17 protein-coding genes are annotated in these 18325 nt (G+C 65.5%); 12 read left to right on the forward strand and 5 right to left on the reverse strand.

Annotated elements, in window-relative coordinates; all coding sequences use genetic code 11:
• The first annotated feature begins 36 nt into the window (after positions 1–36).
• Positions 37–189, forward strand: a complete 153-nt coding sequence (locus EIM47_RS15635; RefSeq protein WP_164514535.1) for a hypothetical protein — start codon at positions 37–39, stop codon at positions 187–189.
• Between the two features lie 633 nt (positions 190–822).
• Here EIM47_RS15635 and EIM47_RS03935 read toward each other — a convergent pair.
• Positions 823–1710, reverse strand: a complete 888-nt coding sequence (locus EIM47_RS03935; RefSeq protein ID WP_125076196.1) for a LysR family transcriptional regulator — start codon at positions 1708–1710, stop codon at positions 823–825.
• A 93-nt stretch (positions 1711–1803) separates the two neighbouring features.
• On the opposite strand from EIM47_RS03935, the gene trpB reads away from it, so the two are divergent.
• Positions 1804–3018 carry a tryptophan synthase subunit beta gene (gene trpB, locus EIM47_RS03940; protein WP_019397973.1) on the forward strand — a complete coding sequence of 405 codons (1215 nt, stop codon included), beginning with the start codon at positions 1804–1806 and terminating at the stop codon, positions 3016–3018.
• An 83-nt stretch (positions 3019–3101) separates the two neighbouring features.
• A complete protein-coding gene (gene trpA / locus EIM47_RS03945) occupies positions 3102–3905 on the forward strand; it encodes a tryptophan synthase subunit alpha (RefSeq protein ID WP_026010385.1) in 804 nt (267 codons plus the stop codon).
• Positions 3906–4217: 312 nt separating this feature from the next.
• On the opposite strand, the gene EIM47_RS03950 is transcribed toward trpA, so the two are convergent.
• The 3 genes from EIM47_RS03950 to EIM47_RS03960 form a co-directional block, all read right to left on the reverse strand.
• Positions 4218–4766: a methylated-DNA--[protein]-cysteine S-methyltransferase gene (locus EIM47_RS03950; protein ID WP_019397975.1), complete on the reverse strand. Its 549-nt coding sequence runs from the start codon at positions 4764–4766 to the stop codon at positions 4218–4220.
• A complete protein-coding gene (locus EIM47_RS03955) occupies positions 4763–6289 on the reverse strand; it encodes an AlkA N-terminal domain-containing protein (RefSeq protein ID WP_125076197.1) in 1527 nt (508 codons plus the stop codon). The genes EIM47_RS03950 and EIM47_RS03955 overlap by 4 nt, the downstream gene beginning before the upstream one ends.
• Positions 6290–6386: 97 nt before the next feature.
• Entirely contained in the window at positions 6387–7625 is a 1239-nt protein-coding gene (locus EIM47_RS03960) for an ectonucleotide pyrophosphatase/phosphodiesterase (RefSeq protein WP_050992142.1), read from the reverse strand.
• Between the two features lie 192 nt (positions 7626–7817).
• Between EIM47_RS03960 and EIM47_RS03965 the strand changes: the two genes are divergently transcribed.
• Positions 7818–8264: a hypothetical protein gene (locus EIM47_RS03965; RefSeq protein ID WP_028914767.1), complete on the forward strand. Its 447-nt coding sequence runs from the start codon at positions 7818–7820 to the stop codon at positions 8262–8264.
• An 81-nt stretch (positions 8265–8345) separates the two neighbouring features.
• Positions 8346–10019, forward strand: coding sequence for a urocanate hydratase (hutU, locus tag EIM47_RS03970; RefSeq protein ID WP_125076198.1), 1674 nt, complete (start codon positions 8346–8348; stop codon positions 10017–10019).
• Positions 10020–10683: 664 nt separating this feature from the next.
• Here hutU and EIM47_RS03975 read toward each other — a convergent pair.
• Positions 10684–11691, reverse strand: coding sequence for an integron integrase (locus tag EIM47_RS03975; protein WP_125076199.1), 1008 nt, complete (start codon positions 11689–11691; stop codon positions 10684–10686).
• 549 nt (positions 11692–12240) lie between these two features.
• On the opposite strand from EIM47_RS03975, the gene EIM47_RS03980 reads away from it, so the two are divergent.
• The 7 genes from EIM47_RS03980 to EIM47_RS04000 all read left to right on the forward strand — a co-directional run bounded on the left by EIM47_RS03980 (position 12241) and on the right by EIM47_RS04000 (position 18285).
• On the forward strand, positions 12241–12642 hold the full coding sequence (locus EIM47_RS03980) for a hypothetical protein (protein ID WP_164514536.1): 402 nt from the start codon (positions 12241–12243) through the stop codon (positions 12640–12642).
• A 154-nt stretch (positions 12643–12796) separates the two neighbouring features.
• A complete protein-coding gene (locus EIM47_RS03985; protein WP_125076201.1) occupies positions 12797–13270 on the forward strand; it encodes a hypothetical protein in 474 nt (157 codons plus the stop codon).
• 93 nt (positions 13271–13363) lie between these two features.
• Positions 13364–13867, forward strand: coding sequence for a hypothetical protein (locus EIM47_RS15640; RefSeq protein ID WP_164514537.1), 504 nt, complete (start codon positions 13364–13366; stop codon positions 13865–13867).
• A 1019-nt stretch (positions 13868–14886) separates the two neighbouring features.
• Positions 14887–15420 carry a hypothetical protein gene (locus EIM47_RS03990; protein WP_125076202.1) on the forward strand — a complete coding sequence of 178 codons (534 nt, stop codon included), beginning with the start codon at positions 14887–14889 and terminating at the stop codon, positions 15418–15420.
• 129 nt (positions 15421–15549) lie between these two features.
• Positions 15550–15966 carry a hypothetical protein gene (locus EIM47_RS15645; RefSeq protein WP_164514538.1) on the forward strand — a complete coding sequence of 139 codons (417 nt, stop codon included), beginning with the start codon at positions 15550–15552 and terminating at the stop codon, positions 15964–15966.
• Between the two features lie 72 nt (positions 15967–16038).
• The gene (locus tag EIM47_RS03995; protein WP_164514539.1) at positions 16039–16650 is read left to right on the forward strand and encodes a uracil-DNA glycosylase; all 612 of its coding nucleotides are present in this window, start codon (positions 16039–16041) and stop codon (positions 16648–16650) included.
• A gap of 75 nt (positions 16651–16725) precedes the next feature.
• Positions 16726–18285 carry an RNA-directed DNA polymerase gene (locus EIM47_RS04000; RefSeq protein ID WP_125076204.1) on the forward strand — a complete coding sequence of 520 codons (1560 nt, stop codon included), beginning with the start codon at positions 16726–16728 and terminating at the stop codon, positions 18283–18285.
• The last annotated feature ends 40 nt before the right edge of the window (positions 18286–18325 follow it).

Below are 18325 nucleotides of genomic sequence, written 5' to 3' on the forward strand. Positions count from 1 at the left end.
TTCGCACCGACATGCATCAGAGCAAGGAGGCTTGATATGCGTGACATGAACCAGGAAGAGCTGCGGGACGTGGCGGGTGGCCTTGCCGAAGTGCCGCCGTCCGACGAGATCCCAAAGATCTCGCAGCCGGTTTACCCCAGCCGCGAGGAGCGCCAGGCGGAGCGGCGGGCCAAGCTGCTCAAACCCTGACCGCCGGCGCCGGCAGCAGGGTCGTCCCTGCTGCCGTCCGGCTCGCGGCAACTTCAGATCCCTGCGTGGCTATGCTTCGCCCATGTCGCCGCTCACCTTCTTCATCGCCTCTTTCCTGGCTCCGTTCGTAGGTATCGCGGTGCTTGCACCTGCGTGGCGCGGGAGGAGGTGGGGTCTCGTCGGGGCGGTGGTCGCGACCATTGGCGTGGCGATACTCGTCTCGTTCCAGGGGCGGTGTGGCGTTGCCAGCGGCGCGCTTGCTCGCGGTGGCCAGCCTCGCGCTTGGGTGTGGCTATCTGTACCAGCGCTGGTTCATGGATTCGGGCCGGCAGCCGGATCCCCGAGCGAGGGCAGTGTTGCCGCGTCGTGTTCCGGCGACCGCCGCGGAAAGTGCGGCGGGCGGGTGCGTTTAGGGCCGGCCCGGATGCCGCGCCGCTCGAACGCGGTTCCAGCGATCCCAGGACAAGTGCCGGTATCTCGCCGATGCCGCTCGGTGCTTTGCCGCCGGATGTACTCATCGGCACGGACAGGGACAGGGACAGGCGCCGGGGCGGGGCGGGGCGGGGCGCGACCTGCCCGGTTCGTAAACAACGCGGCAGCGAATAGTCCCGCCAGCGCGGCGGGGAAGAAGCCTCAACCTTCCAGCTGCGTCCGCAACCAGCCGACGAAGGCAGGAATGCGCGCATCGCTGTTCCCACGCAGGGTGCACAGCGCCCACTGGCCACCTGTCCCGACGAAGCCCCAGGGTGCGGCGAGGCGGCCGGCACGCAGGTCGTCGGCCACCAGTTCCTCCGGCGCGATCGCCACGCCCAGCCCGGCGGCTGCGGCTTCCAGCAGGTAGTAGAGGTGCTCGAATCCGGTCCCCAGCTGCAGGGCTTCGGGCTGCAGGCCGTTGCGACGTGCCCATTCCGGCCAGGCCGTGGGCCGCGAGCTGGTGTGCAGCAGCGGCTCCTGCAGCAGGACTTCCGCGGGCGCTCCTTCCAGCCGCGCGTGGGCGGGATGGCGCGGGCTCAGCACCGGGCCGATCCGTTCCGGGGCCAGGCGGTGGACCTGCCAGCCCGGTGGCCAGGGCGGATTGCCGATCATCAGCACCGCGTCCAGGCCATTGAGGCGGGGGTCGGGCGAGGCCTCGCTGGCGACCAGGTGCAGGCGCAGGCCGGGCAGGTCGGCGGACAGCCGTTCCATGCGCGGGATCATCCAGCGCGCCAGCAGGCTGCCGGGGCACCCCAGCACCAGGGCCGAGGTCGGGTCGGGCGCGAGCAGGTCGGCCCAGGCCTTGCGCAGCGGCTCGAACGCGGCGGCCGCGGCCTCGCCCAGGCGGCGACCAGTGGCGGTCAGCGCCAGCCCGCGGCCGTGCCGGGTGAACAGCGGGGTGCCCAGCGCGTCCTCCAGCAGCTTGACCTGGCGGCTGACCGCGCCGTGGGTCACGTGCAGCTCCTCGGCCGCCGCGGCCATGCTGCCCAAGCGGGCGGCGGCCTCGAAGGCGCGCAGGGCATTGAGCGGGGGCAGGTCGCGTGACATGTGAGTTTTCCTGACGTGTCGCGCCAGACTTTATCGCTTTATGGGCGGCATGTCGTGCGTTAAGGTCAACCCACCTTACATACCGTCAAGCCGATGAGCGCCCCCATCCAGGACTTCCACGCCTATCCCGACGCCAGTGGCCACTTCGGCCAGCACGGTGGCCGCTTCGTCGCCGAAACCCTGATCGGCCCGCTGCAGGAACTGGCCGCTGCCTATGACGAGGCCAGGGCCGACCCGGCCTTCCAGGCCGCCTTCGAGAAAGACCTGAAGCACTACGTCGGCCGGCCTAGCCCGATCTACCACGCCGAGCGCCTGAGCCGGGAAGTGGGCGGCGCGCAGATCCTGCTCAAGCGCGAGGACCTCAACCACACCGGCGCGCACAAGATCAACAACACCATCGGCCAGGCGCTGCTGGCCGCGCGCATGGGCAAGAAGCGGATCATCGCCGAGACCGGCGCCGGCCAGCATGGCGTGGCCAGCGCCACCGTGGCCACGCGCCTGGGCCTGGAGTGCGTGGTGTACATGGGCGCCACCGACATCGAGCGGCAGAAGATCAACGTCTACCGCATGAAGCTGCTGGGCGCGACCGTGGTCCCGGTGACCTCCGGCTCGGCCACGCTCAAGGACGCGCTCAACGAGGCCATGCGCGACTGGGTGACCAATGTGCAGGACACCTTCTACATCATCGGCACCGTCGCTGGCCCGGACCCGTACCCGCGCATGGTGCGCGACTTCAATGCCGTGGTCGGGCGCGAGGCGCGGGCGCAGATGCTGGCCGACTTCGGCCGCCTGCCGGACGTGATCACCGCCTGCGTCGGCGGTGGCAGCAACGCCATGGGCCTGTTCCATGCCTTCCTCAACGACCGCCAGGTGCGCATCGTCGGCGCCGAGGCCGCGGGCGACGGCGTGCACACCGGGCGCCATGCGGCCTCGCTGTCGGCCGGGCGTGTTGGCGTGCTGCACGGCAACCGCACCTACGTGCTGTGCGACGACGACGGCCAGATCATCGAGACCCATTCCATCTCCGCCGGCCTGGACTACCCGGGCGTGGGCCCGGAGCACGCCTTCCTGCAGGACAGCGGCCGCGCCGAGTACGTGGGCGTGACCGACGAGGAGGCGTTGGGGGCCTTCCACCGGCTGACCCGCACCGAAGGCATCCTGCCGGCGCTGGAATCCAGCCACGCGGTCGCGCAGGCGATCAAGCTGGCGCGCGAGCTGCCGAAGGACGCACTGGTCCTGTGCAACCTCTCCGGCCGCGGTGACAAGGACGTGCACACCATCGCCGCGCGCGAGGGCATCCAGCTGTGAACCCGGCGCCGGCCGCGCTGGCGCCGAACCGCATCCACACCGCGCAAACGCGCCACCGGCGCGACGCAACCCACGGGCGATCCATGAGCCGCTTCGAAACCACCTTCTCGCGACTGCGCGCCGACGGGCGCAAGGCACTCATCCCCTTCATCACCGCCGGCGATCCCGCGCTGGAGGCGACCGTGCCGGTGATGCACGCGCTGGTCGAGGCCGGCGCCGACTGCATCGAGCTGGGCGTGCCGTTCTCCGATCCGATGGCCGATGGCCCGGTGATCCAGCGCAGCTCCGAGCGCGCGCTGGCGCGCGGGGCGACCGTGGCCTACGTGTTCGACTGCGTGCGCCGCTTCCGCGAGCGTGACGCGGACACGCCGGTGGTGCTGATGGGCTACCTCAACCCGGTGGAGATCCGCGGCGCGGCCCGGTTCGCCGCCGAGGCGGTGGCCGCCGGCGTCGACGGCGTGCTGCTGGTGGACCTGCCGCCGGAGGAAGCGCCGCAGTTCCAGCCGGCGTTCAACGAACTGGGCCTGGCCCTGGTGATGCTGGCCTCGCCGACCACCTCGGACGAGCGCGCGGCCATGCTCAGCGCCAGCGCGCAGGGATACCTGTACTACGTCAGCTATGCCGGCGTGACCGGCGCCGACCGCCTGGACACGGATGCCGCCAGCCGCCGCCTGGAGGAACTGCGGGCAGCGGCGAAGGTGCCGGTGGTGGCCGGCTTTGGCATCAAGGACGCGGCCAGCGCCAAGGCGATGGCGGCCGGCGCCGATGGCGTGGTGGTCGGCTCGGCGCTGGTATCGGTGCTGGCCGAAGCCGCCGATGCGGACGATGCCGCCGCCCGCGCCCGCGCCTTCCTCGCCCCGCTGCGCGCCGCAATCGACGCCGGCTGAACGACGGCGCGGCACATCACGTCTTCGGGGCGGTCCCGACCGTGGCCTCGTTCGGCGCTCGCGCATACCCCTGGACAAGGCCCCGGGCCGCATCCGGGGCGGGCGCGCGTCAGCCCTGGCGTCGGACGCCGGGAGCCCTGGTGCGCTTCGCTTGGCCGGGCTGCGAATCCGTCCACCAGCGCTCAGGCCGGCAAACGCCAGCACCCGGTGGCTTGCTCCTCGAACCGCCCGCAAGCCACGCCCGCCACTACGGGCGTAGCCAGTGACGCCCGTATCAACCCGAATCCCGAATCCCGAATCACCAATCACCAATCACCAATCACCAATCACCAGTCCCGGATCCCGAACCCCACCAAACAGATCGCGCGCGGCCTCCTGCGGCGGGATCGCGCCTTCCAGCTGCAGCAGGAAGCGCTTGGTCGGCAGGCCGCCGCCGAAGCCGGTGAGCGAGCCGTCGGCGCCAATCACGCGGTGGCAGGGCAGCACGATCGGCAGCGGGTTGCGGCCGTTGGCCGCGCCGACCGCGCGCATCGCCGCGGGGCGGCCGACGCGCATCGCCAGCTGCGCATAGCTGATGGTGCTGCCGTAGGGGATGTCGGCCAGCGCCAGCCACACCTGGCGCTGGAACAGCGTGCCCTGCGGCGCCAACGGCAGGTCGAACTCGCGGCGCTCGCCGTCGAAGTACTCCTGCAGCTGGCGCCTGGCCTCGCCAAGCACCGGGTGCTCCTTCGGCACCCAGCCGAGCCGGCGCTGCGGATGGCGGTTCTGCGGAAACTCGATTGCGTGCAGTCCCGCATCGGAGGCGGCCACGGTCAGCGGGCCGACCGGGCTGTCGAACCGGCAGTAATGGATGGCGCTCATGGGATGACCTCCGCTTCGGTGCCGGCACGGGACGCGGGCAAGGCGGCCTCGCGCCAGAGATGGATGACGGCGTACGCACGCCAGGGGCGCCAGGCCTGCGCGCGCTCGCGCAGCTGGCGGGTGGACAGGCGCGTGCCGTCGCCGGACGCGGCCTTCTGCAGCACCAGGTCCTCGGCCGGGAACGCGTCCGGATGGCCGAGCGCACGCAGGGCCAGGTACTGCGCCGTCCATGGGCCGATCCCGGGCAGGGCGCACCAGGCTTCGACGAATTCCTCCAGGGTCTGTTCCGGGCCGAAGCCGACCTTGCCCTCCAGCACCGCGCGCGCGATCGCGCGCAGGCTGGCGATGCGCGCACCGGTCAGGCCCAGGCCGTCCAGGTCCGCCGCGGCCAGGGTGGCCGCGTCCGGGAACAGCCGGTCCAGGCCGGGTGCGGCGTCCAGCGCCACCTGCGCGCCATGGCGCTGCACCAGGCGCGCGGCCAATGTGCGCGCGGCGGCGACGCTGACCTGCTGGCCAATCACCGCGCGCGCCGCGATCTCCAGCCCGTCCCAGCCGCTGGGCAGGCGCAGCCCGGGTCGCTGGCGCAGCAGCGGCCGCAGGCGCGGATCGGCCCCAAGCACCGCGGCGATCGCGTTCGGGTCGGCATCCAGGTCGAACATCCGCCGCACCCGCTGCACCGTATCCGCGAGCCGGGCCGGCGCCACGCCGTGCAGTTCCAGCCGCAGCGCATGCACCGGGCGCGCCCGGGCCGATGGCCAATGGCTGACCCGCAGCCAGGCCGGCGCGCTGGCGTCGCCGACCACGCGCGCATAGGACTGACCATCCACCCGTTCCACCCCGGGCAGGGCGCGGTCGCGCAGGAAATCCAGGATGGCCGCGAAGTCGTACGGCGGCCGGTAGCCCAGGCGCAGCACCAGCGAACGGTCGGCCGCCAGCGCCGGGCGCTGCTGCAGGCTGCGGCGCAGTTCGCGCGGCGCCATGCGATAAGCCTCCTGGAACGCGGCATTGAAGCGGCGCAGGCTGCCGAAGCCGGCGGCCAGCGCCACCTCGGTGACCGGCAGCGTGGTCTCGGTCAGCAACTGCTTGGCGAACAGCAGGCGGCGGGTAACGTGCACGCCCAGTGGTGCCGCGCCCAGGCGCTGCACGAACAGCCGCCGCAGCTGGCGCTCGCCGACCGCCAGCCGCTCGGCCAGCGCCGCCACCGGATGCTCGGCCAGGAAGCCCTGCTCGATCAGCGCCAGCGCCCGCGCCACCAGCGCATCGCCACGCCGCCAGGCGCCGTCCTCCGGCGCCAGCTCGGGGCGGCAGCGCAGGCAGGGGCGGAAGCCGGCCGCCTCGGCCGCGGCGGCGCTGGGGTAGTAGTCGACGTTGGCCGGCAGCGGCGGCGGCGCCGGGCACACCGGCCGGCAATAGATGCCGGTGCTGCGCACCGCGGTGAAGAACAGCCCGTCGAACCGCGGGTCGCGGCTGAGGCGGGCGCGTTCGCATACGCGCGGATCGGGCAGGGCGGCGACGGAGGACATGCGCGCAGGCTAGCACCGGCGCCCGGGCCCGACTGGCCGTTTCCGGACATCAAAGCGGACGCCGCCGGCACGGCCCGGCCGCCGGCGGCGCCGCGGATCAGGGCGCCTGCAGCGCCGGCAGCAGGGTTTGCGGGTTGCCGTCGCCCGGCTGCGGCTGCACGCCCACCAGGCGCGCCAGCAGCGGGTAGACGTCGACGTTGTCGAACACCGGCAGGCGCAGGCCGCGGCGGAACGCCGGGCCATGGGCCAGGAACACCGCGCGCATCGACGGAAGGTCCGGGTCGTAGCCGTGCGCGCCCGCGTCGCGGCGGCCTTCGGCATTGCGCCGTTCGATCATCGCCCGCGGCAGGGCGTTCCAGCCTTCGTCCATCTGGCACACGATCGGCGGGATGCGCGGGTGGCTGCCGTAGTGCAGGCGCGCCGGGATGCGCTCCTTCTCCCAGCACTGGTACTGCGCGTGGCGGCCGGGCAGGCGCGCGCGCAGCACGTCCCCGTATCCGGCGCGCGGCACCAGGCCGATCACCTGGCCGATGCTCACCACCTCGGCCTCCTCCATCGCGGCGATGTCCTCCACCGCGAGGAAGTTCCGGGCGTCGGCCATGCCGTGGTCGGACACCACCACCACGTTCGGGACCACGCCGGCGGCCTCCAGTCGCGCCAGCAGCTGGCCGATGGCCGCGTCCACCGTGCGGATCGCCGCGCGGGCCTGTTCCGAGCCGGGGCCATGGTCGTGGCCGGCGCCGTCGACCATCTCGAAGTACATCGCCACCAGCCCGGGGCGCGGCCCCTGCGGCGCCGCCACCCACGCGGCAACCCGCTCGACGCGCTCGTCCAGCGGGATGTTCGCGTCGAAGGCCTGGCCCTGGCGCGGCAGCACGCCGTCGCGCTCGGCGGTGGCGCCCGGCCAGGCCCACACCGCGGTGGCGATGCCGGCGCGCTCGGCCGTGGTCCATAGCGGCTCGGCCTGCCACCAGCCGGCGACCGTGGCCGCCTGCTTGTCCGCGACCACGAAGCGGCCCAGCTGCGGATCCTTCATCGAGTTGTGGACCACGCCGTGGTGGTCCGGGCGCAGGCCGGTCACCAGGGTGTAGTGGTTGGGGAAGGTGAGCGCCGGGAAGGACGGGCGCATGCCCTCGGCCTGCACGCCTTCGCGCGCCAGGGCGTCGAGCACCGGGGTATCGCCGCGGCCGAGCGCATCGGCGCGCAGGCCATCGACCGAGACCAGCAGCAGCGGGGTGTACGCCGGCTCCTTGGCGGTGCGGGCGGGAGCGGCCGCGCAGGCGGCCAGGGAGAGCAACAGGAACAGGAAGGCGCCGAGGCGCGGCAAACAGGACATCACATGGGGAGAGGGCAAAACAGGTGCGGAAGCTTGGCAGATGCGCGTTGCCGTCCGCCAGCCTTGACGTGCACCGGCCAAACCGCGCCTGAGCGGTTCCCGAGCGCCGGCTGAAGCAGCCCGCGCTCCCGCCGGCGCGGCTGCCACCGCGCGCGTTATAACGGGGGCGTATCCATACGGAGCGCCGACCCGATGCCGATCCCGCGAGCCGCACGCCTCCCGGCCCTGGCCATCGCGCTGTGGCTGGCCCTGTCTCCGCTGGCCCAGGCCCAGTCCGTCACCCCCGACCGCTACCGCCAGCGTGCCGGCGACCAGGACACCCGTGCGCAGACCTGGGAACGATCGCGCCAGGCCGCGGAGCAAGCCCGCCAGCAGCAGCTGGACGCCAGCCGCCGCGCCGCCGCCGAGCGGCATCGCCTGGCGCTGGAGGACAACCGCCGTCGGATGGAGGCCGACCGCGCGCGCGCCGAGCGGCGCATGCTGCACGCCGCCTCGCCCGAACAGCGCGAGCGCTACCGCCAGGAGTTCGAGGCCCGGCGCATCCAGTACGAACGCGAGCGCGAGGAGATCGAGCGCGCCCGCGAGGCCGAGGAGCGCCGCCTGCAGCGCCAGCAGGAAGCGCCCCGCGCCGGCCACTGAGCCACCGCGCCCCGCGCTGCACAACGGGCCGGCGCAGGGCCGCTGCGATAATGCCGGCACCTTCCATCCAGGTGTACCGGCATGTCCGATCCACGCCACGATCCCTCCCGTGTCGTCCGCGCGCCGCGCGGCAGCCAGCTGACCTGCCGCAGCTGGCTGACCGAAGCCCCGTTCCGGATGCTGCAGAACAACCTCGACCCGGACGTGGCCGAGCGCCCCGAGGACCTGGTGGTGTACGGCGGCAGCGGCCGCGCCGCGCGCGACTGGGAATGCTTCGACGCCATCCTCGCCACCCTGCGCGAGCTGCGCGACGACCAGACCCTGCTGGTCCAGTCCGGCAAGCCGGTGGGCGTGTTCCCGACCCACCCCGACGCGCCGCGGGTGCTGATCGCCAACTCCAACCTGGTGCCACACTGGGCCACCTGGGAGCACTTCAACGAGCTAGACCGCAAGGGCCTGATGATGTACGGCCAGATGACGGCCGGTTCGTGGATCTACATCGGCTCGCAGGGCATCGTCCAGGGCACCTACGAGACCTTCGTGGAGATGGGCCGCCAGCACTACGGCGGCGACCTCACCGGCAAGTGGATCCTCACCGCCGGCCTCGGCGGCATGGGCGGCGCGCAGCCGCTGGCCGCGTCCATGGCCGGCGCCAGCAGCCTGACCATCGAGTGCCGCCAGGACCGTATCGACTTCCGCCTGCGCACCGGCTACGTGGACGAGCAGGCCACCGGCCTCGACGACGCGCTGGCGCGCATCGGGCGCTACACGAAGGCCGGCCAGGCGCGCTCGATCGCGTTGCTGGGCAATGCCGCCGACGTCCTGCCGGAGCTGGTGCGCCGCGGCGTGCGCCCGGACGCGGTCACCGACCAGACCTCGGCGCACGATCCGCTGCGCGGCTACCTGCCGCAGGGCCTGACCGTGGCCGAGTGGGAGGAGGAACAGGAGGTGGTGCCGGAGCGCGTGCAGGAACTGGCCCGCAGGTCCATGCGCGCGCACGTGGAGGCCATGCTCGCGTTCCAGCGCATGGGCGTGCCGGTATTCGACTACGGCAACAACATCCGGCAGATGGCCTTCGATGCCGGCTGCAAGGACGCCTTCGACTTCCCCGGCTTCGTGCCGGCCTATGTGCGTCCGCTGTTCTGCCGCGGCGTTGGCCCGTTCCGCTGGGTGGCCCTGAGCGGCGACCCGGAGGACATCGCCAGGACCGACGCCAAGGTCAAGGAACTGATCCCCGACGACCCGCACCTGCACCGCTGGCTGGACATGGCCGCCGAGCGCATCCGCTTCCAGGGCCTGCCGGCGCGCATCTGCTGGGTCGGCCTGGGCCAGCGCCACCGCCTGGGCCTGGCGTTCAACGAGATGGTGCGCAAGGGCGAGCTCAAGGCGCCGGTGGTGATCGGTCGCGATCATCTGGACAGTGGCAGCGTCGCCAGCCCCAACCGCGAGACCGAGGCCATGCGCGACGGCAGCGACGCGGTCAGCGACTGGCCGCTGCTCAACGCCATGCTCAACGTCGCCGGCGGCGCCACCTGGGTCAGCCTGCACCACGGCGGCGGCGTGGGCATGGGCTACTCGCAGCACTCCGGCGTGGTGATCGTCTGCGACGGCAGCGAAGCCGCCGACCGCCGCCTGGAACGCGTGCTGTGGAACGATCCCGGCACCGGGGTGATGCGTCACGCAGACGCGGGCTACGAGATCGCCATCGACTGCGCGAAGGAGCAGGGGCTGCAGCTGCCGATGCTGGGGCGGTAGGACCGAGGGCGCCGGGGGGCGGTGGTACGGCCGTGACGGTCGTCCCGTCGCTTCAGTGGTCGCCAGGTTGCCGAGTTACCCGGAATGCCGGAGGGACTGAGGGACTGAGGGACTGAGGTCAAGGCACGGCGGCGGTCGCCGGGGGCGCCCTGGCGTGTGGCCTGCTGCCGTCCCGCCCCCGGTCCTGGCCCTCGCGGGCCAGCACCTCCTCCTTTACCTCCCGGCAGCCGGCACACGCCATGGCGCTTCTGGCGTGGCGGGACGCGGGGCGGTGGTGCGGGGCAGCCTCGACCTGGGGGGCAGCCGGCCGGGTAGAGGCCAGAAACGGTTGATTGCGTGATTCCCACCCGGCGATGAGTGGCAATCGCTGGCGCGCCAGCGATTTCGACACGCGAACGAATGGAAATCAGTGGCCGTCGAGCAGTTTCCATACGCGGATGAATGGAAATCACTGGACGCCGAGCGGTTTCCATACGGCGACGGGTGATCAAGACTGGCGCGCCAGCGATTTCCATACGACGGTGAATGGAGATCGCCGGCGTCCTAGTGATTTCGATACGCGCGCGCATGGAAATCAGTCGACTGCCAGTGATTTCCAGTCGAGGCCCGGTGGCAGACACTGGCGCGCACCCGGTCACAGGGCGCGCGTGGGGCGGGCGAGGGGTCAACGGTCCAGCGGACTGAGCACACCGAGCGCGCCGCGGTTGAGCACGTGCGTGTAGATCTGGGTGGTGGCCACGTCCTTGTGGCCCAGCAGCTCCTGCACCGTGCGGATGTCGGCGCCGGACTCCAGCAGGTGCGTGGCGAAACAATGGCGCAGGGTGTGCGGGGTGACCGGCTTGTCGAAGCCGGCTTCGCGCGCCGCCCGGCGCACCGCCGACTGCAGCACCTTCTCGTCGATATGGTGGCGCCGCCTCACCCCGTCGCGCGGGTCGACCGAAATGCGCGTGGCCGGGAACGCGTACTGCCATCCCGGCTCCGCGGCCGCGTTGGGATACTTGCGTGCCAGCGCGTGCGGCAGGTGCACCCGGCCCAGTCCGCAGGCCAGGTCGCGCGCGTGCAGCAGGCGCACCTCCGCCAGCTGGCGCAGCAGCGCCTCGCGCAGCGCGCCTGGGAGCACCGTCATCCGGTCCTTGCCGCCCTTGCCATCGCGGATGGTCAGCTCGTTGCGCTCCAGGTCCACGTCCTTGACCCGCAGCCGCGCGCACTCCATCAGGCGCAGCCCGCTGCCGTAGAGCAGCCCGGCCATCAACGCCTCCCGCCCGGACAGGCGCTCCAGCAGCCGCACCACCTGCGCGCGCGACAGCACCACCGGCAGCCGCCGCGGCCGCTTGGCACGGACCACGTTCTCCATCCACGGCAGCTCGATGCCCAGCACCTCCCGATAGAGGAAGAGCAGGGCGGCCAGCGCCTGGTTCTGGGTGCTGGCGGCCACGTTGTCCCGCGTCGCCAACCCGGTGAGAAACGCCTCCACCGCCGCCCCGTCCAGCTCCGCCGGATGCCGCGGCAGCCACGCCCGGACATACCGCCGGATCCAGTACAGATATGCCTGCTCCGTGCGCAGGCTGTAGTGCTTCAGGCGCAGACGCCCGCGCACCTGGTCCAGAAGCCGCGGCCCACCGGGCGGCGTTACGCACCCTGTTATCGCGGCATCCTCGCCGTCATAAGACATATCGGAGCCTCCTTGCCGTCTTTCACCGGAAGCCTGCCGGGCCGGCAGCGTCGCGACAATCAGTCAACCCCGCGATGCCAGTAGGGTTTTCCCCTGATTGACGCCACAGCAGCCGCTCTGCAGACTCGCGCTACGCCCCTTGTCGGGGTCTACTGGTAGTTAGGCCGCACTCGAACTCCGTGGAAGAACTCCTTCCAGCGCTGAGCTTCTTGCTTCTTCTTTCGGGGTGCGATCAGACTCGCGAAAACTGTCTCGAGGTTCAGCCAGGCATGACTCTTGCCCAAGTGGTTGCCGTAATGGGTCAACCTAGAGATTCCTTCTTGCTCGGAGATCCACCTGCGGGAATCATGCTTGTGTATGGGCCTCAGGCTCGGGACAAATGGCCCCAAGAGCCAGATGGGCCGATAGCCGTCGAGATGCAGGATTCGTCGTCACGCAACCCGGTTGACCGAACCGTGGTAAACACCTATTGCCGTGCCAGTTGACGTGCGGCCTAACAATTCATTCAAGCCGACGCCGCTACGCGGCGCGGCTTAATTCAGGCGTTAGGTGCTTTTGGGCTTCGTTGAACCTAAGTTCGTTTCTTGTACATCTTTGGAATCTGAAATGAGAAAAGTGTGTTTTCTTCTGCTGCCTATGCTTCTCGGCTCCTGTGCCTCCGTTGGGGAGATCAGCCAAAAGCAGCCCTACGCGGCGCTTGATTCATCAAAGCCAGCTTCTTTACTAGCAGAGTGCATTCGCGATACCTGGCAGAACACCAAGTTCGGAGGGACAGCTGTCGCAGCTCAATTACAAAAAAGCGGCGAATCGTACTTGGTACTAGCCCCGGCCGGCGCAACACCTGTTGAAGTGGCAAAAATTTCAAGTGGCACCGTTTCACTACACTTCGCGGGCGGAATATTTGAGTGGCGCAAGCAGAAGCGTCTTGAGTCTGTAAAGGCTTGTCTGTAACTTTTCGGCGCGCGCCCCTAACAATGCGTTCAAGCCGAAATTGCATCGCTACGCCGTCAACACGGCAGAAAGAGCTTGCCATGTTGCCAGCTACGCGCTGCAATTCGGCTTAACTTGAGCGTTAGGCTGCCAAGCAATATCGGGGAATTAACCAATGAACACAAGGACAACCGTCCACGTCGATACATTGTTCGCGGAGACTGGCGCCATATCCTTTGGTTACACTCCAGAGACAGATCGTATTTACATTTCTGTGGCAGACCCTACAGACAAACGTCGCGCCACTCACCTCATCTCGCTAAGTCAAGAAGACCTCGTTAAGTTCAAAGCGTTACTTGAGAGGCTCGATGAAGTCATAAAGCAGGAAAAGGCTAAGCTCTACCTCAGCAAGACACGCGGCAGCGGATTCGACCAGTCCGGGGATGTCGTATCAATCCCAATTGGCGATTCAAATATTTCAATCACCAAGGAGCTTTATTCTGAGGTGTCTTCGCTTGTGAACCAAGGCCAGACTCTTGTGGCCGCGTCAAGAATCAGCTCTGCTCTTCCGTGGCTCGGGCTGCCGGGCGCTCGCGCAGTTGCTCAGTCAATCTGTGACTACCAGCAGGCAATAGGTGATCGCACCTAGCAGCCTAACAATTCATTCAAGCCGACCCCGCTTCGCGGGTCGGCTTAACTCAGGCGTTAGGCCGCTTCCAACTCACTTTCTTACTTCACCGACATGGAAAACAAGAAGCTCAGAGCGTTCTCGCTAGCCTTGCTGGCCCTAGGGGTGTTACTCCTTGCTGGAGTCGCGGTCGTGGCTAGCCGACCCATTTCCTCCGATTCAGAGGTAATAAGAGCGCAGGAGGCGTTGAGTTATCGCCCCACTTGGGACGAGCTGCGCGGTAGTGGAAGGACTGGCGCTATTGGAGATCGCGTGCGGGCTGAAGCAGATCTCAGAGCCGCACAGCAGATGGCACCGATCCGCAAGGAGCAGACAATTGCAACGCTTATGACTGTTAGTCTTGCTGCCTTTGCAGTTGGTTTCCTCGGTGTGTTTCTCTCCAACCCAAAAAGCCCGACCAAGAACGACAAGGCTGAGTTAGCCATTCACGCTGCCGCCAAAGCAAGTGGGAAGGCTTGGGGCACAGCTGAGACGGCAGCGAGATCCATCGCCCAGTCATTCGCTGAAGGCAGGGCCAGCAGTGGCAAGCCCAGACACAATGACGAGTCACGTACGTAGGCAGCGGCCTAACAATTCATTCAAGCCGACGCCGCTTCGCGGCGCGGCTTAATTCAGGTGTTAGGCGGCATGACGGACTTACTACGAGTTGATGACTTCAGATGCCACGACCAGCATTTGGTTCATGTGCTGCCGGGGCGTGAGCGCGAAGCCACATGCTTTGCACGCCAACTCTTAGATCAAGGGCTGCCTGTGGGGCTCTTCATTCGAGGAGAGGCTGTTACGGACTGGGGGTTTCTTGAAGATGCGACCGGAGTTGAGCATTTCGAGTTCGTAAACTTCTCAAAAACTCTCTCTTGCACAAAGCTATTGCCAATCAGCCACGCTAAGTATCTCCGCATAGTCGGCCGGAAGCTCTCTATAGATTTTTCGATCTTCACATCGTTACAGACGATTTGCTATCAATGGCACCCCAAATCCTCAGGGCTCGAGTCCTTGGGTGCGCTGAAGAGTGCGTATCTTTATGAAATTGGCAGGGCCAAGAACGCTAGCCCATTCCCATTACCGCCAAGCGTTGAGACGCTGCAGTTAGTGAGGTATTTTGGGGAGTCTATTGATTTTATCAACGATATGAATCACTTGGTTGACCTCGAAATCACACACGCGCGAAACCTGCGGGCGTTACCCCCACTGAGGTCCCTTAAACAGTTAGAGCTCAAGAACGTCGGTAGGGACACGTTCGCCTACGACTCAATTCCGGAAAGCGTGGAAGCAATTATCATTGAGGCGTGCGCCCCAGTTCATGACTGGGATTTTGTTCGGAAAGTTAACAGTCTAAAGCGATTGGTCGTTTTCAAGACAAAGTGCGCTGCACCATCTTCCGCTGCCAAGAGTGCATTGAGCCTTGTGCCCCTCCGCGACTTGCCACGTGGAGCAACCTGATGCCGGTGCCGCCTAACAATGCGTTCAAGCCGAAGCCGCTTCGTTCCGCAAAGCACATGGCAGGTAAAGCTTGCCATGTGCTTCGCTCCACTGCGCGTCTCGGCTTAACTTAGGTGTTAGGGCTTACAGGAGAGATCATGGTTGATGAAGCATGTGAGCCGCCAAAAAAGCCGCCCGGCGAGTATCGGCAATGGTTGATAAGCGCTGAGCAAAAGGCTCAGGATGACTTTGACAAGGCAGTTCTATCTCTATCGGGAGGCGCCTTGGGCATATCGTTCGCCTTTGTCAAAGACATCATAGGTCCCGGTGCAATCCATCACCCCGCATGGGTCCTTATAGCATGGTTCTCATGGGCGCTTAGCTCGCTGGCCATTCTCTCCTCATTCTTTGCAAGCCACCTCGCATTGAGACAGGCAATCCAACAATGCGATGATGGAAGCATCTACAAGCAAACCCCCGGTGGCATATTTTCAAAGATCACACGAAATTTGAATGCCTCTGGAGCGTTGCTGTTCGTGGTAGGCGTTTGTTTCATGGCAGCGTTCATTTATTCCAACCTATCAGCAAGGGATGCCGCACATGTCAGACAAGAGACCCAGCAATCCACCAAGCAGGCCGCCCCCGTCACCGCCGACGCCGCCAAGCCGTCCGCCGGGCGACAGACCAAATGATGGTGCACGCACTCCGGGCAAAGGCTATATACCGCCGCCTCCACCGCGTAAGCCCTAACAATTCATTCAAGCCGACTCCGCTTCGCGGCGCGGCTTAACTCAGGCGTTAGGCAGGCAAGGGGGATTTTCGTGACCCACAAAAGCACGCTCCGACTGATGTTGATTGGTTTGGTTGCGGCGATTGGGATTGGCATCCTTACCTACTCGGTTCGAGTCGCACCTGAGAGGCGCAGCCTTGAAAGGCTCGTGCAGGAGTGCACAAAGCCAAACCCATTTGATCAATTTGACCCGCCCTCATCCGAGCCACAAGGCAAAGACTCGCCCAAGCTCGTTTGCGACCCGCAAGTTCTCCAAAGTCTAGGCGGAGCTACCGGCATTCAAAGAGAGTTGGTTGATGTACAAGGCCGGATCGATAACATCAAGGAGGACGCTGCCGGGATCGCCCTTGTAGTTCTACTACTGTTTTCCCTGCCATACCTTTGGTGCTTCTTACTTCGTCGCATTAAAGAGCTGCGTGATGTGTTGGCGGGCCGCGAGTCTGCCTAACAATTCATTCAAGCCGAAGCCGCTTCGCGGCTCGGCTTAATTCAGGTGTTAGGGTGCATGGAAGGTTTTGGCATGTCTGCAATTGAAAATTTCGTCCAGCGCCTCTCCAATCAGCCGGTGCTTGAATGCGTCACAAATCCCTACCTGAAGCCAGATATCGCAAAAAATCTTCACGCCTACCTTTCGCTGCTTCTCACCTTTCCATACTCTGGCCACCTACTGGTTGGAGAAGCCCCCGGCTACAAAGGTTGCACTCAATGTGGCGTGCCTTTTACTAGCCAGCGCGTAATCAATGAACGCACCCACCCATTTCTTGTCAAGCTGAGGAGCTTGGTAACGGTGAACGGAAACGCCACTGAAATCACGGCAACAAAGGTATGGAATCAACTAGAAGGAAAGAGTTCCGTGCCCGCATTCTGGAACACGTTCCCCTTTCATCCATACCAGCCTGGTGACCCTACCAGGAATCGAATGCCAAGCCGGGAGGAAACGGCGATCGGTATAACCTACCTAGATGAAGTAATCCAGATACTTAAGCCGCATACGATTGTTGCTGTCGGCTCAATCTCGGCAACTCTTCTACAAAATCGCTATCCATCAACTAAGTTCCGCACATTCTCACACCCAAGCATGCGCGGGTATCCCGGCTTTGTCTCGGGATTCTCCGCTTTGCAGCTAACCTAGAATGCACCCTAACAATTCATTCAAGTCGACGCCGCTTCGCGGCGCGGCTTAATTCAGGTGTTAGGTGTCAATGAAATGTTCTCGCTAACCACACAAGAGCTAGATAACGCGTTTGCGGCCATCCAGAGACATGGATACAGCGCAATGTTGCCCGCACCCCCGGAATGGGGCGAGGTCGTTGCTAACTGGGCGGCAGTCCGAGATGCAATCGCTCAGATTGATTTAGATACATACATCCCGTACAAGCCGTTAACTGTATTCTCTCCGAAGAATCGCGCTAACGTCCGCGTGCTTCATCTGCTACATCCTCAAGACCTATTGATATACACAGCGCTGACGTTAATAGCAAAGCGCGACATAGAGGCCAATCGCCTCCCAACACGATCCAAGCGGGTGTTTTCCTACCGCGCGTCGCTGGTCGACGGTGAACTCTATAGTGTAAGAGGCTCATACGACTCATTTAAACGCAGACTTGCAGAGCTAGCGCAGCGGCCTGCGTTCAAATATGTCGCCATAGCGGATATAGCGGACTTCTACGCTAGGATTTATCAGCATAGGCTCGAGAATGTAATTGAAAGCGTAGCAACCACGCAGCGCGTACGTGACGTCGCAAGAGTTCTCGTCAGGAAGTTGATCGGCAACCTGATGGGGAAAGATAGCTATGGCATACCTGTGGGGCCGTATGCGTCGAGACTTCTCGCTGAGGCGCTACTCATTGACGTAGATACGCAGCTAGATACGGCAAAGATCGAGTTCGCGCGCTGGGTCGATGACTTCGTCATGTTCACGAAGAGCGAGTACGAAGCTCAATCCGTTCTCTTTACCCTAGGGGAGTGGCTCTACACCAGGCACGGCCTAACGCTTCAGTCTGCAAAGACCCAAATCATTCCGATCGGCCGCTACAGGGAAGATCATCTCGTTGGGCATGAGGATCTTTTGACTGACAGAGATGCCGTGGTTCAGATGTTCCGAGACGCGGGCGATCTTTATGGAGACGCGGAGGAGCCTTCGGAAGAAGAAATCCAAGACATCTTAGAGAACCTCCAAGGTCACGATGTGGTTGGATTGCTGCGGCACTCGATGGAGGACACTGCACTCGTTGACTACCAAGCGGTAACTTACGCACTCACTAAGTTGCCCCGCATTCCAGGCGCCCCTGCGGACCTAAAGCGAGAAGTTCTTGAGCTTGTAATCGACAACGCGGAACTTTTGTATCCGGTGGCAGAGCACATCGCTACGTACGTGCTCTCTTTTGATGACCTTACTGCTGCCGAGCGGAAGAAGATCGCAAAGAAGCTCCTCAAGCCACTGCAAAGTAAGCGGCGGCCACCCCCACCGTACTACGCAATGTGGATCTTGCACATTTTTGCTTCGTCTGAGGACTGGAATCATGCCAGTGAAATTATGAAACTGTTCACCGACAGCAGCTCAGAGGTAATCAAGCGCGCCTGCGCATTGGTAATTCATAAGTCTGGCACGCGAGCTCAAGCTGTGGCGGTCATGGACTCGTATGCCACAGCTTCCCCTCTACTTCGGCTTGGGATCCTGTCCGCTACTCGAAAGCTTGGGGTCGACGAGCGTCGACACTGGAAGATCGTGCAAGGGGTGAACGGGGTCTTGGAAAAGTTGGTTTGACACCTAACAAATCATTCAAGCCGAACCCGCTTCGCGGGTC

Source organism: Pseudoxanthomonas sp. SGT-18, from assembly GCF_003931645.1.
In the GTDB taxonomy this organism is placed as follows: Bacteria; Pseudomonadota; Gammaproteobacteria; order Xanthomonadales; family Xanthomonadaceae; genus Pseudoxanthomonas.

Coding starts and splice junctions, on each gene's coding strand:
- EIM47_RS15635 (WP_164514535.1), top strand. CDS start 37: ATGCGTGACATGAACCAGGAAGAGCTGCGGGACGTGGCGGGTGGCCTT.
- EIM47_RS03935 (WP_125076196.1), bottom strand. CDS start 1,710: ATGTCACGCGACCTGCCCCCGCTCAATGCCCTGCGCGCCTTCGAGGCC.
- trpB (WP_019397973.1), top strand. CDS start 1,804: ATGAGCGCCCCCATCCAGGACTTCCACGCCTATCCCGACGCCAGTGGC.
- trpA (WP_026010385.1), top strand. CDS start 3,102: ATGAGCCGCTTCGAAACCACCTTCTCGCGACTGCGCGCCGACGGGCGC.
- EIM47_RS03950 (WP_019397975.1), bottom strand. CDS start 4,766: ATGAGCGCCATCCATTACTGCCGGTTCGACAGCCCGGTCGGCCCGCTG.
- EIM47_RS03955 (WP_125076197.1), bottom strand. CDS start 6,289: ATGTCCTCCGTCGCCGCCCTGCCCGATCCGCGCGTATGCGAACGCGCC.
- EIM47_RS03960 (WP_050992142.1), bottom strand. CDS start 7,625: ATGTCCTGTTTGCCGCGCCTCGGCGCCTTCCTGTTCCTGTTGCTCTCC.
- EIM47_RS03965 (WP_028914767.1), top strand. CDS start 7,818: ATGCCGATCCCGCGAGCCGCACGCCTCCCGGCCCTGGCCATCGCGCTG.
- hutU (WP_125076198.1), top strand. CDS start 8,346: ATGTCCGATCCACGCCACGATCCCTCCCGTGTCGTCCGCGCGCCGCGC.
- EIM47_RS03975 (WP_125076199.1), bottom strand. CDS start 11,691: ATGTCTTATGACGGCGAGGATGCCGCGATAACAGGGTGCGTAACGCCG.
- EIM47_RS03985 (WP_125076201.1), top strand. CDS start 12,797: ATGAACACAAGGACAACCGTCCACGTCGATACATTGTTCGCGGAGACT.
- EIM47_RS15640 (WP_164514537.1), top strand. CDS start 13,364: ATGGAAAACAAGAAGCTCAGAGCGTTCTCGCTAGCCTTGCTGGCCCTA.
- EIM47_RS03990 (WP_125076202.1), top strand. CDS start 14,887: ATGGTTGATGAAGCATGTGAGCCGCCAAAAAAGCCGCCCGGCGAGTAT.
- EIM47_RS03995 (WP_164514539.1), top strand. CDS start 16,039: ATGTCTGCAATTGAAAATTTCGTCCAGCGCCTCTCCAATCAGCCGGTG.
- EIM47_RS04000 (WP_125076204.1), top strand. CDS start 16,726: ATGTTCTCGCTAACCACACAAGAGCTAGATAACGCGTTTGCGGCCATC.